This is a genomic window from Parasphingorhabdus sp. (genome assembly GCF_039939955.1).
Lineage (GTDB): Bacteria > Pseudomonadota > Alphaproteobacteria > Sphingomonadales > Sphingomonadaceae > Parasphingorhabdus.
The window spans coordinates 385,138-401,177 of the sequence record NZ_JBDVHS010000002.1; the positions used below are offsets into that span (position 1 = coordinate 385,138).

The following is a 16,040-nucleotide window of genomic DNA, read 5'->3' on the forward strand; positions in this document are numbered from 1 at the left end:
TCTTTAAGCGGAGGGAGCTTTCCGTGTTGCCTTACCCGCCAAAAAGGAATCGGTCGAATAGATCGCAAGGCTGGTCCAAATGAGCAGGAAGCAAATGATATGCGACGGGGTTAGCTGCTCCTTGTAGATCAATACGCCGACGAAAAACTGGATTGTCGGCGCCAGATAATTCAACAGGCCGATCGCCCCGAGGGTCATTTTTTTGACCGCTGCGGCAAAAAGCACCAGCGGTATCGCCGTGACGATGGCACCGCCGATCAGCAATAGGTCAATGGTTCGGTCATCGCCTAGATGCTGGCTTGGGGCAACGGGTGCCGCGCCGAAGGATATCCAGATCAGGAACAGGGTGAAGGGCAGAAAGAGAATCCCGGTCTCAGCCGTCAGCCCGACGATAGGACCAATATCGGCGATTTTACGGACCAGACCATAGCAGCTCCAGGACGCGGCAAGAGCGAGGCTGATCCACAGCGTGTCCAGCGCTTGTACGGCGAGTACGGAAACACCGGCGGCGGCAATCGCAATGGCGATCCACTTGTTGCGGGTGAGTTTCTCGCCAAGGAATATCCTGCCGAGAAAGACGCTGAGTAGAGGGCTGATAAAATAGCCGAGGCTGGCCGCCAGGATATGATCGGCGTGGACGGCCCAGACATAGATCAACCAGTTGGCTGCGATGAGACAGGCGCTAGCCAGCATGGCCCAGCGCAGTTTACTATCGGCCAGCGCTGTCGTCAGGCCGACGAGATTTTTCCGGAAATAGAGAATGAGCAGCAACAAGGGTACCGACCAGACGATACGATGTGCGACCACTTCCAATTCGCCGACGCTTTGCAGTTGCTTGAAATAGATCGGCATCAGACCCCAGAAAATGCACGCGATCAGCGCTTGCATGAGGCCGATACGGCTGGTGGCTGGTGCAGAGGACATAGACTAGCGCCTAAGCTCTGTCTCTCTGTCCGGCAATCAAGAAATCCTATTGTCCGGGAAACCCGGCGACGGGGTCAGATAATGCCGCCACCGATCCAGAGCCGCAAGGCGCAGATCCCCATGACAATCATGCAGAAATACATGCCGCTTGTCCGGGAAGAAATAAGTCCGAACAGGGCGCCGATGCCTGCGATGGGCAGGATCAGCCAGTTGGTCCATCCCAATAGCGGGACCAGACCGATAAAGGACAGGATGAGGGCGATAACGCCGATGAAGATTGAAATCAGATTAGCCATAACTGTATTATAGGCATAGATCACTTGATTTTCAAGTGATTGTGTTAAGAGCCGCGATATGGATTGAATAAGGGAAGGGCAGGATTCGTGGCAGATATTTCTTCTTTAACTATTGAAACGGACCGTTTGATTCTGCGTCCGCCTAGTGGCGAAGACTTTGATCAATGGGCCATGTTTCAGTCGGATGAAGCGACGATGAAATTCATTGGCGGTGTCAAAAGCCGGTCAGAAAGCTGGCGGGATCTATGCGCCGTAGTGGGAGCCTGGCATGTTCGCGGCTATGGGATGTTTTCTCTGATCCTAAAAGATAGCGGAAAATGGATTGGTCGCATTGGTCCCTGGTATCCGGACGGCTGGCCGGGCACCGAAGTGGGCTGGGCGGTGGTGCCGGCATATGCCGGTAAAGGCTATGCGCTGGAGGCTGCGGTCGCCAGTATGAACTATGCGGTCGATACGTTGGGCTGGGATGATATATGCCACACCATCGATCCGGACAATCTTGCCTCGATCAAATTGGCCCAGCGGCTGGGTTCGACCAATAGAGGGCCGACCAATCTCCCGAATCCCTATCAGGATGCAAGGGTTGACGATTGGGGGCAATCCCGCGAACAATGGCAGGAGAATAGAAAAAAATTCCAATAGGAGAGTCGGCCATGGCAGAAGATCGCTATCTTGATCCCACGCGAGAACATTTTGATGCATTCAAGGCGCTCCCCCGCGACGTACCGATTAACATGCTCAACCTGCTCCGCTTCCACAGCGATGCACAATATCCTGCAGACAATCCCAACGCCTCGAAAGGCTGGACCGGCGAACGTGCTTATGCCGAATATGGCAAGACCAGCGGACCGATATTTGAACGGGTTGGCGGCACGATCCTCTGGCGTGGGCAGATGGAGTGTATGGTGATCGGGCCAGATGATAAGCAGTGGGATTCATCCTTCATTGCCCGCTATCCGAATAGCGGTGCGTTCATGGAAATGGTAACGGATCCTGAATATAAAAAGGCAGTGGTCAATCGTCAGGCGGCTGTGCTGACGTCCCGTCTGATCCGATTTGGTGAGATGGACGGACCAAATACTTTCGGCTGAAATGCCAATAACGTGCATAAGATAAGAATATACAGGTTATAGCTTCCAATATGCCAAATGAATAATTAATGCTTTTGTGCGTATCTATGCCCTTAGATTCAGGAGCAAATCATATGTCTCACTTTTCGCGTCCCCTATTATTATCTGCAGCAGCCTTCGCCTTGCCGCTGACGCTTGCTGCCTGCGGTAGCAATGAAACCAGCGAAGAAGATCTGGCGAAACTGGACGAAAATCTGACGTCCGATCCGGCAATGAATGATGCATTGGAAGGGGCAATTCTGTCCGACCCTGATCTCACGGATCAGGCAAACCGCAATGCCATCCGCGGGGCCAATGGTGCCGCAGACGGATCGGTGCCGGCGGGGACTGGCGAAGATGGCAGCGCGGCTGCGAAGGCCGCGCTTGGCGGGAAAATGCTGGTGGCACCAAAGCCCAAGCAAATGACCGCAGCCGATGGAGCCATGACGTTAGGGGATAAAGCGGAACTGGCGGCGGCACGCCGTAGCAGTCCTGTCTGTAAAGAAAAGCTGAGCTACGATATGCGGTGGGCCAACCGGATGCCGCCGGAATTTACGGTCTATCCAAAAGCGGCTGTGCAAGAAGCGGCTGGCAGATGCGACCTTCGTGTGGTCAGTTTCACAACCGCGACGCCGATTAAGAGCATTGTCGATTTCTATTATACCAAGGCAGAGCGTGGTGGATATGATGCTGAATATCTGTTGCGGGGTAGCGAGCATGTGCTGGGAGGCACGAGGTCAAAGGATGACGGCGCCTATGTAATCACCCTGAACAAACGTTCCGGTGGTGGAACGGTTGTCGATATTGTTGCCAGCAAGGGCCGCTAGTTTAGAATAGCCAAAGCCGGATAGCGCATTGCAACTATCCGGCATGCAAAGGTGGCCCGCTCCGGCCACCTTTTTTGTTCATTCCCGGTAACTGCCGCCGCCGTCGACAGTAATGTCATTGGCGGTGGTGAAACTGCTCATATCGCTGGCGAGCCAGAGCATCGCATTGGCGACTTCCTCCGCCTTACCAACCCGATTGATCGGATGGTTGCGGTTGAACACTTCGACCGCTTCCTCATGCGATCCAGGATAGGCCGCAAGATAGCGCTGGTACATTGGCGTGTCGATTGCACCCGGATGTACGGTGTTCACGCGCACCGGATATTTTTCCGCCGCACAGTGAAGGGCAAGCGATTTGCTTAGCGATGTGACCGCTGCCTTGCTCGCGCAATAGGCCGCGAACTGGGCGCCGGGACGCATGGCCAGCATCGAACCAATGTTGACGATCGCTCCGTTCTCGCCGCTTTCCAGAATAGCGGGCAGTCCGACACGGCAGCCATAGAAGGTGCCCTGCATATTGATATCGATGGTGCGATTCCAGCTTTCCAGCTCGACCTCGTCCACAGAGCCCGGTTCCGAAATACCGGCAACATTGAAAAGCGTGGTCACCTTGCCGAAGCGTTTCTTGGTGGCGTCGACGGCGGCTTGCCATTGGTCAAGGTCGCGCACATCCAATTCCACCGCGTCCGCGCGTTCACCCAAAGAGGCAGCATGCTCTTTCGCTTTGTCGATCTGAATATCGGCAAGCATCACGGAGCCGCCTTCTTCGATAACGCGCTGCCCGGCCGTGCCGCCAATGCCTTCGGCACCGCCAGAAATCAGCGCAACTTTTCCATCCATCAAGCCCATGATATTTTCCTATTTCGGTCTATTTTTTGTCGAATATGATCGGCAAATTGCTCAGTCCGCGCAACATCATATTGGGCGGATAGTTTAGTTCTGCCCCCTCTTTGATCCGGATATTGTCCATGCGTTCCGCAAATTGCTGGAAGGATACGGTCATTTCCTTGCGCGACAGCATATTGCCGACGCACATGTGGATGCCTTTGCCAAAAGCCATATGGGTGCGGGCGTTCTTTCGGTCGACCTGGAATGCATTCGGGTTTTCAAACTGCTTCGGATCGCGGTTTGCCGCATGATAACGCATCATCACCATCGCGCCTTTGGGCAGCATCACACCGCCCAGCTCGGCGTCGCGGTGCATCACCCGCCAGATGCCGGAAGATCCGCTCGACATGCGGAGCACTTCTTCAACCGCGTTGGGGATGAGCGATGGGTCGTCTTGAATCTTTTTAAACTGATCCGGATTGGCTGCGAAAAGCCGCATGCCTTCGGCCAGCGCCGCAGTTGTGGTTTCATTGCCCGCAACCATCAATTGCTGCACGATGGACAAGGATTCTGCATCATCAAGCGGGCGTTCGCCATCAACTTGGGCATTGACCAGATCCGAGAGGATATCGTTTTTCGCTTCCTTGCGGCGCTCGTCCATATTGGCCTTTAGCGCGTGCTGATATTCCACCACTTCGCGCTCGGTTTCCAATTGCCGTTCGCGGGTCATCATGCCGGATAGTCGATCGACAAAGGCGTTGGTCCAGCGTTTGATGGTGTGCGCATCGGCGACGTCGAGTCCCAATTGCACGGCAATTGTGCGGACCGGCATCGGGATGGCATATTCCTCGACAAATTCGCATTCGCCTTTGTCAATGAAGCCATCAATCAGCTCGTTGGACATTTCCCGCATGCTGTCTTCCAGCTTGTTCACCTTGGGCATGGAGAACGCGAGATTGACCAGTTTGCGGAACCGTGTGTGTACCGGTTGATCTGCGGTCAATAATGTGTTGACCTGTGGCCAGCCCTTGGCCTGGATGGCTTGCAATTCCTCGTCATTTTCGAGCTCTTCTTCCGACTTTCCACCCGAAAGTAGAGCGTTGAAATTGTTTGAAAAGTCATCCAATCGGCCAACGGCCTCGGATATCAAGTCATAGTCGAGCACGACATAGGTGCCGCTGGCTTCATCGAAAAAGACAGGGCTGTTTGCCCGCTTCTCTTCATAGAAATCAAACGGATCAACCAATATATCTGGCTGGAAAAGAGATTTGGATACGGCTTCGTTCATGGCAAATTCCTGTTGAAACTAGTCAAAAGACGGGGTGGGTTTGCCTTCCGCATTATAAACGGGTCCTTCGGCATCCACCCGATATTTGGCACTGACGGCGTTGGTCAGGCCAAAGCTACCGATATGGGCAAGCATGTTAGCATAGTGGACATCTTGAAAATGTTGGGCGAGCGCGTCTTCGTCGGTCCATTCCTCGAAGACTTCGATGCGGGCCGGATTGTGGAGATCTGCGCACCAGCTATAGCATAGGCACCCGGCCTGCGACAGCGCGCCATCAATATAGGGCTGTGCTTTCTTCAGACATTCTTCGCGTGTCTTAGGGTCCACATCAATATGGGCGGCGATCAATATTTTGGCCATGTTTCAAACCCTCCTAAAGCTTGTTTCCGCCCAGTTGGGCAACGATATTGAATATGCGTTTGCTGTACAGCCATTGGCCGTCGACTTTCACAAATTCATCGTCATAGCGCCCGCCCGCAATGCGCGGTTCGCCCTTTTCGACCAATATCTCGTGGGTCTGGTACCGGCCCGATGCGGTGTCGCCGGTGATGGCAAGGCTGCCCGGTATGCCGAGGAAGCTGACGGCATCAAACTGGCTCATGGCGCCGTTCCATAGATTCACGATATTCTCGCGACCCACCACTTCGGTGCCCATTAGCGACCAGACAGCGTCTTCCGTCCATAATGCGCCCCAGTCATCGGGATCTTTGCGCAGCACGGCATCGCAATAGGCGTCGTGCAATTCCCGGATGGCCAACCGGTCTTCTATTGGTCCTGAAAACATGGACTCATCCTCTCCTGATTATGGGAGAGACTACACGGCAAAACCGCTGCAAAGACAAGCTGCCATAAGTGCTAGCGGGGGGTGATCAATCGCCGCTGATGCGCTCGATATCAGCGCCGACGGCCGCCAATTTCTCTTCCAGCCGTTCATAGCCGCGGTCGAGATGGTAGATGCGCTGTAACTTGGTTTCACCTTCGGCTGCCAGCCCGGCAATGGCGAGACTCATCGAGGCGCGCAAATCGGTTGCCATGACTGGCGCACCGGTCAGTTTCTTGACGCCCCGTACCACCGCGGTGCGGCCCTTGGTTTCGATATCTGCGCCCATACGGTTGAGTTCGGGCACATGCATATAGCGGTTTTCGAAAATCGTCTCGGTAAGTACGCTGGCACCATCGGCGAGGCAGAGCATTGCCATTAATTGCGCCTGCATATCAGTGGCCAGTCCGGGATAAGGTGCGGTGGACAGGGTAAGCGGCTGGAGCTTGCCGTCGGACGAAACCTTGATACCTTTGGCGTGGATGTCGACCGCAAGGCCGGCAAGGCGCAAGGCATCGAGTGTTGCTTCCATTTCGTCCGCCTTGGCCGCCAGTAGATCGACTTCTCCGCCGGCGATACCGACCGCGCAGGCATAGCTGCCCGCTTCGATCCGGTCCGACATCACCCGATAGGTGCAGCCGTGCAGTCGATCGACGCCATGGATGGTCAATGTGGAGGAGCCAATGCCTTCAATTTCGGAACCCATGGCGACCAGCATATTGCACAAGTCGACGATCTCCGGCTCCCGCGCCGCATTTTTCAGAACGCTTGTGCCGTTGGCCAGCACCGCCGCCATCAACGCGTTTTCCGTTGCGCCGACCGATACGACCGGAAAGGAAAACTCGCCGCCGGGCAAACCGCCATCGGGTTGGCGCGCGATGACGTAGCCGCTGGTGGTTTCGATTGTGGCGCCGAGCGCTTCTATAGCCTTGAGATGCAGATCAATCGGCCGGTTGCCGATGGCGCAACCACCTGGCAGCGAGACCCGGCATTCACCGGCACGCGCCAACAGCGGACCAAGCACCAAGATCGAGGCCCGCATTTTGCGAACGATATCATAAGGTGCTTCGGTTGAGGTGATCTTGCCCGCTTTTAGTGTCATGACCCGGCCGAAATCTTCCGGTCTTGCGCCTTCAATAGTGGTAGATACGCCGAGCTGGTTGAGCAGATGCCCAAAACTGTCGACGTCGGCTAGCCGTGGCAGGTTGCGTAGAGTGACCGGTTCTTCGGTCAGCAGCGCGCAAGGCAGCAGGGTCAGGGCGCTATTTTTGGCCCCCGAAATCGGGATTGTGCCAGACAGCCGATTGCCGCCACGTATCGAGATAATATCCATGGTCTAGCATTTACCGAAAATGGCGATGCAGGCAAGTCTATTGCGGCCGTTGCAACCGGCCCTATAGGCTAGGGTTGCTAGTTTCGTAGCAACCCTAGCGCGGCATAGGCGTTTTCTACGGTTGGTTGCGCCATCGCAGAAGCTTTCTCTGAACCGCTTCGTAAAATTGCGTCAATAGCCGTTTTGTCCTTCCGCAATTCCTCAAATCGCTCGCGGATTGGCGATAATTTGCTCACCGCCAGATCGGCAAGCGCCGGTTTGAAATCCCCAAAGCCTTTGCCACCATATTCGGCGAGCACAGCGTCCTGCGGTTGATCGGCGAGCGCAGCATATATGCTGACCAGATTTTTGGCTTCCGGACGATCATCGAGATCTGCCAGATTGTCGGGCAGCGGCTCAGGGTCCGTCTTCGCCTTTTTCATTTTGCGCGCAATTGTGTCATTGTCATCGCTCATGTTGATCCGGCTCAGATCGGATGGATCGGACTTGCTCATTTTGGCGGCACCATCGCGGAGGCTCATGATCCGGGCGGCGGTTTTACCAATGAAGGGTTCCGGCAGCAGAAATGTTTCGGTCCCGGTATCACTGTTAAATTTCGACGCGATGTCACGAGCCAGTTCAAGATGCTGTTTCTGGTCTTCGCCAACGGGCACATGGGTGGCTTGATAGACGAGAACATCGGCGGCCTGCAGCACTGGATAGCCATATAGGCCGAGCGAGGATCGTTGCTTATGTTTGCCCGACTTTTCCTTGAACTGGGTCATCCGGTCCAACCAACCCATGGGGGTGTTACAAATCAGCATCCAAGCCAGCTCGGCATGCGCTGGAACCCGGGCCTGATTGAACAGGATCGATGTGTCCGGATTGACACCCGCCGCGACCAGCGCGGCAACCATTTCACGGCAATTATTGGAAAGCTCTTCGGGGTCGTTGTGAACCGTGATGGCATGCAGGTCAGCCAGAAAGAATAGACATTCTCCCTCGTCCTGCATTTTCACCCAATTTTTGATCGCGCCCAGATAATTTCCGAGATGGAGATTGCCCGTAGGCTGGATGCCCGATACCGTCCGCATTGCTTTAACTTCCTTCGTTTGCGGCCTCTTCCGCCGCTTTCTTCTTGGTCAACATGCTGATCTTGTCGCGATCAATCGCGCCGGTCAGCCATGCGAGCGCCGCATAAACCAGTCCGCCGACGCTGACCAGAGCGGTTATCGAACCGACCCGTTCCCAAATTGTGCCGTCATACAGGCTATCGCCGATCGGGGCCGCATAGACGAGCACAGCGGCCATGCCTGCCGCCGACAAAGTGATCCGGCCGATCCGGAGCAAGAGCGACCATTCCAGATGATAATGTCCTCTGGAATGGAGCATGTAATAGAGCATCGCGCAATTGCACCAGGCCGCCACAGCACCGGCAAATGCGAGGCCGATGATTCCATAGATTGGGATCAATAGGAGATTGAGGCCGATGTTGATGATCAAGGAAATCGCAGCCGTATAAACCGGGGTTTTGGTATCTTTCCGAGCGAAGAAGCCAGGGATAAGCACTTTGACCAATACATATGCGGGAAGCCCTACGACCAGAGCGGCCACGACATTGGCCGTCGTCTGGCCATCGCTCGCGAGAAAATTCCCGCCAACATAGAAGGATGTGACCAAAGGTCCGGCGGCAAAGAATAGAGCGATCGCAGCGGGAATGGTCAGTAGCATCGCCAGTTCAATGGCATTGCTTTGCAATCGCTGTGCGCCGGCCTGATCATCCTTGGCGATGAAGCGGGACAGGGCGGGCAGAATAGCCGTGCCCAGCGCGATGCCGATGATGCCCAGTGGCAATTGATTCAGGCGGTCAGCCATAGCCAGATAGACGAAAGAGCCTTCCGGCAAGCGGCCGAGGAAGAATAGATCGATGAAACGGCTGACCTGATAGATGCCGGCACCGAAAACCGCGGGCAGGATCAGTATGCCCAATTCTTTCACATCGGCGGTGAGGCGCGGCATTTTTATGGGGAACCGAAACCCGGTCTTGCGGGCCCAATAGTAAAGCCAGAGCATCTGGATCAGCCCGGCCGATGCAACGGCTATCGCCAGAAAATAGGCGGTTTGACGCGGATCACTGCCATCATTTAACAGATAGGCCGCGAGCAAGGCTGTAATCATGCATATGTTGAGCATGATTGGTGCCGCCGCCGCTGCCGCGAACTTGCTCAGCGAGTTTAAGATCGCCGCAAATAATGTCGTGATGCTGATCAGACCGAGATAAGGAAAGGTTATGCGGGCGAGAGACAGGGAAAAACTACCGGACCGACCGCCTTGTCCAAAATCATCGATGAGCCAGATTAGGCCGGGCATGACCAACATCATGACGGCGGTAAACACCAGCAGCACAGGAACAAAAACCGATAGCACATCGACGACGAAATTCTGGGCCGCCGTCCGGTCGGCGTCTTCTTCCATCTTGCGGTTGAACAAAGGCACAAACGCCGCCGAAAAGGCACCTTCGGCGAACAAGCGGCGGAAGATATTGGGCAGCTGAAACGCCAGCTGCCAAGCATCAGCCGCTGCGCCCGCGCCGAGTATCCGGGCGAGCATGATGTCGCGGACAAATCCGAAAATGCGGCTGACCATCGTCAACCCGGCAATGGTGCCAGTGGATTTGAGCAGGTTCATGCCTGCTATCCTAGCAGGGTCGTTTAAGCGTTGCCAACTGGCTGATCGCCCGCTTGCTCTGCTGCCATTTGTTCACGCTGCTGCATATAGAGCGCTGTAAAATCAATTGGTTCCAGCAGCAAAGGCTGGAATCCAGCATCGCGTACGGTTTCGGAAACAATTGCCCGTGCAAAGGGGAAGAGGAGCCGAGGAGCTTCTGCAAATAAGAACGGATGGGCTTGTTCTTCGGAGACGTTGCGCAATCCAAAAAGGCCGCAATAGAGAAGCTCTACTGCGAACGCGACGCCTTCGTCTGCTTTTGCGGTGACGTCAATTTTCAGTTCGACCTCATGGACCTCATCCGAGACTTTGGACGAACCGATATTGAACTGCACATCAATCTGTGGCTGCGCGTTCCACTGATAAACGTCTGGAGCGTTTGGATTTTCGACCGACAGATCTTTCACATATTGCGAAATCACGCCAATTTGCGGTTGAGTATCTGCGCCATTGGCAAGCGGGTCTGGCGTCGTCACATTTCCAGTCGGTGCCGTTCCGGTTTCGTCTTTTTCATTCTCATCAGCCATCGGGCTTGTCCTTTCGGAAAATCAGTCAAACATGTCCTTTGGCGCATATTGCCGCGCCATTCGCAGCGCGCCTAGCAGGGGACGGAACCAAGGGCAATGAAAGAGTAATGCTGGTCATCGGAGCTTCCTATTTTCAAGAATTTGTCAGCACGGGTTCACATATTGATTGATAGAAGAGGCTAGCTGATTGCGGCATAGTGGCTTTTCCACTAATGCCATTTGAAACTAGGCCTTTTTCTGCCTATATATAGGGCAACAGGAAAGATTGGATTCTGAAGTGACCATCGAAATTATATTATTGGCAATGGTAGCGGCTTTTCTTGGCCTGCGCCTATATTCTGTGCTGGGCAAACGCACCGGTCACGAACAAGAGCATATGCCTCGGAATATAGAACCGCGCACAAATGACCGGCAGCCTCTAGATGATGTTAAACCGCATGTGCCAGACATTGTTCCTGCGCCTGCTAGTGCGCCTGCGATGGTTTACGATAGCAGCGCCGAATCTGGCATGCGTGCAATCCTAAACGCTGACCGCAATTTTGATGTCGGCCGGTTTGTCGAAGGGTCACGGGCGGCCTATGCCATGATCTTGGAAGCGTTCTGGAAGGGCGACAAAGAGGAGTTGAAACTGCTCTGTGACGATGATGTCTATGAGAGTTTTGCTGAGGTTATCGACGCCCGCGAAAAGCGCGGTGAAGTGCTTGAGAATCAGTTGGTACGAATCGACAACGCCCGTATTTCTGCGGCGGAATATAACCGGCCCGTTGCCAGCATTACGGTGCAGTTTGATGCGGATATTGCGGCAGTGGTCAAAGACAAGAAGGGCAAATTGATTGGCGGCTCGCTATCCGACGCTGCTGAAACCCATGATGTCTGGACCTTCAGCCGCGATCTTTCCAGCGCCGACCCCAATTGGCTGCTCGATGAGACCGATGAGGCCTGACCCTCAGCCGCCAAGGGACATTATCATGAAAATCGGGATGCTTTTCGGAGCAGCAGCCTTGTTAGGCGCTTGTTCCATGACGATCATTCCTCAGGGGGCCGCGCAAGGCCGTTCTGCGCAGCAGAGTGAAGAGCGCGCATCGGATGATCCTGTTGATCGTTCGGTTGTGCAGCCAACACGACCCGCATATCCAACCCATGTTTTGCAGCCGGTCGATTCTGCCCAGCTAACGAAAATCGGCGAGGATACGACCCGGGCACTGGGGACCGGCATTGCCGCAGGGCCGGATATTGCTTCGCTCAATCTATCGCAATCCAAAGCTGTGCCGGCTCTACAATCCTTCGGCACCAGCTGTTCTTCCTTGGTCCGGCGTGAGGATAATAGCGGGCTGACCAATGGTGCAGACTGGCAAATGTCCTGCGATGCCGCACAGAACTGGCCAGCCGACGAAGCGCCGCGCTTTTTTGAAACCTATTTTGAAACGGTGCAAGTCGGCGATGGTGGTGCTTTTGCGACGGGATATTTCGAACCGCAAATTCGGGGGTCCCGAGTCAAAAATGACAATTATCCGGTACCGGTCTACCGGAAGCCAGCCAATTTGATCGATGTAGACCTTGGCTTGTTTTCTGAAAAGCTGAAGGACAAGCGGGTTCGCGGCAAGGTGGATGGGGCAAAATTGGTTCCTTTTGAAGACCGCGGCCAAATTGACGACGGCGCCGTTGCTGATCAGGGCCTCGAGATTGCCTGGGCACAAGACTATATCGATCTGTTCTTTCTGCAGATTCAAGGCAGCGGCCGTCTGGCACTCCCCGACGGTTCGGTCATGCGGATCGGCTATGCTGGTCAAAATGGTCATGACTATACCGGTATCGGTCGGGTGATGCGGGAACGCGGCCTGCTCGCCGACGGCAAGACCAATATGCAAGGAATCATCGAATGGCTGCGCGCCAATCCGCAACAAGGCATGCAGATCATGCGCGAGAATAGAAGCTATGTCTTTTTCCAGGAGTTGACCGGCCCCGGCCCTTTGGGTGCCATGGGCCATCCTGTGGTCGCGCGGACGTCGGTGGCGGCGGATCGGATGTTCGTGCCATTGGGTGCCCCGGTTTTTCTGGATCTCGAGCATAATATTGCCGATGGCCTCTGGGTGGCACAGGATAGTGGCGGGGCGATCAAAGGCCCTAACCGTTTCGATACATTTTGGGGCGCAGGTGAAGAAGCAGCGCAGATAGCCGGCGGTATGTCATCGCGCGGTCAGGCGCTGATCTTCGTACCGAAAGGTACGCTATCCAGGCTTTTGTCTTCTCAACCCACCGCTGGCCAATAGACCATGTCCGACCGGCCGCTTACCGCCGGCGAAAAGGCGCTTTGGCAGAAATTGATCGCGACCGTAGAGCCGCTCGACAGAGACCGGTTGCGGCGTGTGGAAGCGCTTCCCGTCCGCAGCAAGCCAAGGGACATTGCCGGGCCAATCACGGCAGAATATTTTGGCGGGCAAGCCGCGAAAGCGGTTCCGTTGCGCGATCAGAAGCCGGTGCCTACCCAACATGGCCTTGACGGTGGCTGGGATCGCCGACTGGCCAAAGGCATGGTGCAGCCGGATGTTACCGTCGACTTGCACGGTTGCAGCCTGTCGTCGGCGCATGGGCGTCTCGATAGTGCGCTCGAACTAAGCATTGCCGCTGGCCATCGTGCGATCCTGCTCATTACCGGTAAAGCGCGAAGTGATGAGGAGCGCCATCGGTCCGGCGGCCGTGGGGCGATACGCTCTGCTATCTCGGACTGGCTTGCCGCTTCACGCCATGCGTCGCATATCGCCACGGTACGTTCTGCCCATCCACGGCACGGAGGAGCGGGAGCGCTTTATATAATTTTGCGGCGTAGACGCTAAGCAGCGCTTTGACGGTTGCGAGCTGCCTGTTTCAAGCCCGGTTAGCGCAAGGCCCGCTGGACAATGAGCGCGAAGATTTTGGACAGTTGTTCCAGATCATCAATCGCCACCGCTTCATCCAATTTGTGCATGGTCGCGTTGCAGAGACCAAATTCGACGACCGGCGTGATCTTCGCCAGAAAACGTGCGTCGGAAGTGCCACCGGATGTAGATAGTTCGGGATCCACGCCGGTTATTTCGCGAATGGCACTTGCGACAATGTCGGAAAAGTCGCCCGGCGGTGTCAAAAAAGGTTCGCCGGAGATGATGGGTTTCAACTCACCGCCATGCCGCTCAACGATTTCCTGAATCATGGCGCTCAGGCTTTCACCGCTATGTTGGTCATTGAAACGGATCGACAGGCGTCCTTTGGCCTTAGCGGGAATGACATTATGGGCCGGATTACCAACGTGAAGATCGGTAAATTCTATATTGCTCGGTTGGAACCAATCGGTGCCTTGATCCAGTTGCAGTGCATCAATTTCGCTCAAAATCTTACCAAGCTTGGTGATCGGATTGTCGGCATTATGAGGATAGGCGACATGGCCTTGCATGCCATTTACCGTGATCCACATATTGACCGATCCGCGCCGGCCAATTTTCATCATGTCGCCAAGCTGGTTTACCGATGTCGGTTCGCCGACGAGACAGAGGTCGGGGGTAATGCCGCGCTCGGCCATAAGGTCCATCAGCGCGACGGTTCCAAAACGCGCGGGTCCTTCTTCATCGCCGGTAATGATCAGGCTGATCGTACCGAGATCTTCTGGCAGGTCTTGGAGCGCACTGACAAAGGCTGCGATGCTGCCCTTCATGTCAACCGCTCCGCGTCCGTAGAGCAGGTCGCCGCGAATTTCGGGAACAAATGGATCGGTTTGCCAACCTTCTCCGGGCGGCACGACATCAAGATGGCCGGCATAAGCAAAATGGCGTGATCCGGGGGCACCGTGACGTATGGCAAAAAGATTCTCTACAGCTCCGCCATGTTCAGCATCTTCGGGCCTATCGCCAGCGATGAATCGAGATATTTCAAAACCCAAAGGTTCCAGCATCGCTTCCATTTCGTCAAACACGCTGCCGGTTGCCGGGGTGATGCTGGGGTGAGCGATCAGTCGCTTTGCATGTTCAATTACGGTTGCGCGAGTCATATGTGGCCAATCACTTTGCTGCCGTTCCCGGCTGTTCAAGACGTTCTATCACCCACGGTTCTTCTTCGGCGGCTTCCATCCATTGAGCGGTCCATTCATGATCGAGAATGGTCTGCATATAGCTGGTGGCAAAGCCGGGCAGGTGGAATCCGTATGTTTGAAATCGTGATACGATGGGAGCATACATGATATCTGCTGCGCCATAGGTGCCGAATAGAAACGGGCCACCGCCGCCAAAGCGCGCGCGGGCCTGGGCCCAAAGTTCGATGATCCGGGCGGCATCTGCCTTTACGTCATCGCCGAGGGCAAGGCCTTGATAGATTTTGCGCGTGTTCATCGGGCATTGACGGCGCAGCGCCATGAAGCTGGAGTGCATTTCTGCGACCATTGAACGGGCCATGCCGCGAGCGGTTTCGTCCTTTGGCCAAAAGCGATCCCGGTGGGTTTTATCCGCAAGCCAGTCAACGATCGCCAGACTATCCCAGACGACGGTTTCGCCATCCCACAATATCGGAACTTTACCGCCCGATGGCGCAAAATTCTCGCTTTCCCGGACATGGTCCCAGTCGTCACCGAACAAGGGGACCGTTAGTTCTTCGAAGGACAGGCCCGACTGCTTGCAGGCAAGCCAGCCACGCATTGACCAGCTGGAATAGGCTTTGTTTCCGATTATCAATTTCATAGTCTGTCCCATAACCAAATATGGTCGCTCGTGTATAGAGAGGCGTTGTTGGACCTAGTCCTGCACTGCATCGAGTACGGCGCGTCGAAGTTCATCTATGCCCTGTTTCTTTTCCGATGAGGTGAGCAGCAATTCGGGGTGAGCGGCGGGATGTTTCTTGGCGATTGCCGCGACTTTTTCGGCCGTGACGTCCAATTCCGCTTGCTTCACCTTATCGGTCTTGGTCATCACCACCCGATAGCTGACCGCTGCGTTGTCGAGCATCTCCATCACTTCCTCGTCGACTGGCTTGATGCCATGTCGCGAGTCGATCAGGACAAAGGTCCGTTTCAGCACGGCCCGTCCGCGCAGATAGTCGTTGATAAGAAACCGCCATTTCTGGACGACTTTTGGCGGCGCTTTGGCAAAGCCATAGCCCGGCATGTCGCAAATACGAAAAATCAGTGGGTCACCGATATCGAAGAAATTCAGTTCTTGGGTTCGCCCGGGCGTGTTTGACGTCCGCGCAAGACCATTGCGATTGGTTAGCGCATTGATCAGCGACGACTTGCCGACGTTCGACCGGCCCGCAAAGGCAATTTCCGGCACCTTCGGGTCGGGCAGGAACTGTAACTGCGGCGCGCTTTTCAGAAAGCTGATCGGGCCAGAGAATAGCTTTGGGTGAAGTGGGGTCACCATTGGC

The 16,040-nt window shown here is 55.2% G+C and carries 19 protein-coding genes; 6 read left to right on the forward strand and 13 right to left on the reverse strand.

The window, feature by feature from the left end:
* Positions 1-3: 3 nt before the first annotated feature.
* Positions 4-924, reverse strand: coding sequence for an EamA family transporter RarD (gene rarD, locus ABJG22_RS02140; protein ID WP_348018584.1), 921 nt, complete (start codon positions 922-924; stop codon positions 4-6).
* A 74-nt stretch (positions 925-998) separates the two neighbouring features.
* A complete protein-coding gene (locus ABJG22_RS02145; RefSeq protein WP_348018585.1) occupies positions 999-1,220 on the reverse strand; it encodes a hypothetical protein in 222 nt (73 codons plus the stop codon).
* A gap of 87 nt (positions 1,221-1,307) precedes the next feature.
* Here ABJG22_RS02145 and ABJG22_RS02150 point away from each other — a divergent pair, with 87 nt between their 5' ends.
* From ABJG22_RS02150 to ABJG22_RS02160, 3 genes are all read left to right on the forward strand, one after another.
* Positions 1,308-1,862 (forward strand): GNAT family N-acetyltransferase, encoded by a 555-nt coding sequence (locus ABJG22_RS02150; RefSeq protein ID WP_348018586.1) that lies wholly within the window; start codon positions 1,308-1,310, stop codon positions 1,860-1,862.
* An 11-nt stretch (positions 1,863-1,873) separates the two neighbouring features.
* Complete coding sequence (locus ABJG22_RS02155) at positions 1,874-2,311, forward strand: DUF1330 domain-containing protein (protein WP_348018587.1); 438 nt, start codon at positions 1,874-1,876, stop codon at positions 2,309-2,311.
* Positions 2,312-2,424: 113 nt separating this feature from the next.
* Positions 2,425-3,156, forward strand: a complete 732-nt coding sequence (locus ABJG22_RS02160; protein ID WP_348018588.1) for a hypothetical protein — start codon at positions 2,425-2,427, stop codon at positions 3,154-3,156.
* A 78-nt stretch (positions 3,157-3,234) separates the two neighbouring features.
* Here the strand turns inward: ABJG22_RS02160 and ABJG22_RS02165 are convergent, their stop codons facing one another.
* The 8 genes from ABJG22_RS02165 to secB all read right to left on the reverse strand — a co-directional run bounded on the left by ABJG22_RS02165 (position 3,235) and on the right by secB (position 10,658).
* Complete coding sequence (locus ABJG22_RS02165) at positions 3,235-4,005, reverse strand: SDR family oxidoreductase (RefSeq protein ID WP_348018589.1); 771 nt, start codon at positions 4,003-4,005, stop codon at positions 3,235-3,237.
* A 19-nt stretch (positions 4,006-4,024) separates the two neighbouring features.
* The gene (locus tag ABJG22_RS02170) at positions 4,025-5,272 is read right to left on the reverse strand and encodes a cytochrome P450 (protein ID WP_348018590.1); all 1,248 of its coding nucleotides are present in this window, start codon (positions 5,270-5,272) and stop codon (positions 4,025-4,027) included.
* An 18-nt stretch (positions 5,273-5,290) separates the two neighbouring features.
* Positions 5,291-5,632, reverse strand: coding sequence for an antibiotic biosynthesis monooxygenase (locus ABJG22_RS02175; RefSeq protein ID WP_348018591.1), 342 nt, complete (start codon positions 5,630-5,632; stop codon positions 5,291-5,293).
* Between the two features lie 13 nt (positions 5,633-5,645).
* The gene (locus ABJG22_RS02180) at positions 5,646-6,056 is read right to left on the reverse strand and encodes a nuclear transport factor 2 family protein (RefSeq protein WP_348018592.1); all 411 of its coding nucleotides are present in this window, start codon (positions 6,054-6,056) and stop codon (positions 5,646-5,648) included.
* 85 nt (positions 6,057-6,141) lie between these two features.
* On the reverse strand, positions 6,142-7,425 hold the full coding sequence (gene murA / locus ABJG22_RS02185) for a UDP-N-acetylglucosamine 1-carboxyvinyltransferase (RefSeq protein WP_348018593.1): 1,284 nt from the start codon (positions 7,423-7,425) through the stop codon (positions 6,142-6,144).
* A gap of 77 nt (positions 7,426-7,502) precedes the next feature.
* Complete coding sequence (gene trpS / locus ABJG22_RS02190) at positions 7,503-8,498, reverse strand: tryptophan--tRNA ligase (RefSeq protein WP_348018594.1); 996 nt, start codon at positions 8,496-8,498, stop codon at positions 7,503-7,505.
* Between the two features lie 4 nt (positions 8,499-8,502).
* Entirely contained in the window at positions 8,503-10,092 is a 1,590-nt protein-coding gene (gene murJ / locus ABJG22_RS02195; RefSeq protein WP_348018595.1) for a murein biosynthesis integral membrane protein MurJ, read from the reverse strand.
* A 23-nt stretch (positions 10,093-10,115) separates the two neighbouring features.
* On the reverse strand, positions 10,116-10,658 hold the full coding sequence (secB, locus tag ABJG22_RS02200; RefSeq protein ID WP_348018596.1) for a protein-export chaperone SecB: 543 nt from the start codon (positions 10,656-10,658) through the stop codon (positions 10,116-10,118).
* Positions 10,659-10,935: 277 nt separating this feature from the next.
* Here secB and ABJG22_RS02205 point away from each other — a divergent pair, with 277 nt between their 5' ends.
* The 3 genes from ABJG22_RS02205 to ABJG22_RS02215 are packed head-to-tail and all read left to right on the forward strand — an operon-like array spanning position 10,936 to position 13,492.
* Positions 10,936-11,601, forward strand: a complete 666-nt coding sequence (locus tag ABJG22_RS02205) for a Tim44/TimA family putative adaptor protein (protein WP_348018597.1) — start codon at positions 10,936-10,938, stop codon at positions 11,599-11,601.
* 25 nt (positions 11,602-11,626) lie between these two features.
* Positions 11,627-12,928: a murein transglycosylase A gene (locus ABJG22_RS02210; RefSeq protein WP_348018598.1), complete on the forward strand. Its 1,302-nt coding sequence runs from the start codon at positions 11,627-11,629 to the stop codon at positions 12,926-12,928.
* Between the two features lie 3 nt (positions 12,929-12,931).
* Positions 12,932-13,492, forward strand: coding sequence for a Smr/MutS family protein (locus ABJG22_RS02215; RefSeq protein ID WP_348018599.1), 561 nt, complete (start codon positions 12,932-12,934; stop codon positions 13,490-13,492).
* Between the two features lie 41 nt (positions 13,493-13,533).
* Here ABJG22_RS02215 and dapE read toward each other — a convergent pair whose 3' ends face one another.
* Genes dapE through yihA form a run of 3 tightly spaced genes read right to left on the reverse strand, consistent with a single transcriptional unit; the run spans position 13,534 to position 16,036 of the window.
* Entirely contained in the window at positions 13,534-14,676 is a 1,143-nt protein-coding gene (gene dapE, locus ABJG22_RS02220; RefSeq protein ID WP_348018600.1) for a succinyl-diaminopimelate desuccinylase, read from the reverse strand.
* 10 nt (positions 14,677-14,686) lie between these two features.
* A complete protein-coding gene (locus tag ABJG22_RS02225; protein ID WP_348018601.1) occupies positions 14,687-15,358 on the reverse strand; it encodes a glutathione S-transferase family protein in 672 nt (223 codons plus the stop codon).
* Between the two features lie 54 nt (positions 15,359-15,412).
* Positions 15,413-16,036: a ribosome biogenesis GTP-binding protein YihA/YsxC gene (yihA, locus tag ABJG22_RS02230; protein ID WP_348018602.1), complete on the reverse strand. Its 624-nt coding sequence runs from the start codon at positions 16,034-16,036 to the stop codon at positions 15,413-15,415.
* Positions 16,037-16,040 lie beyond the last annotated feature (4 nt).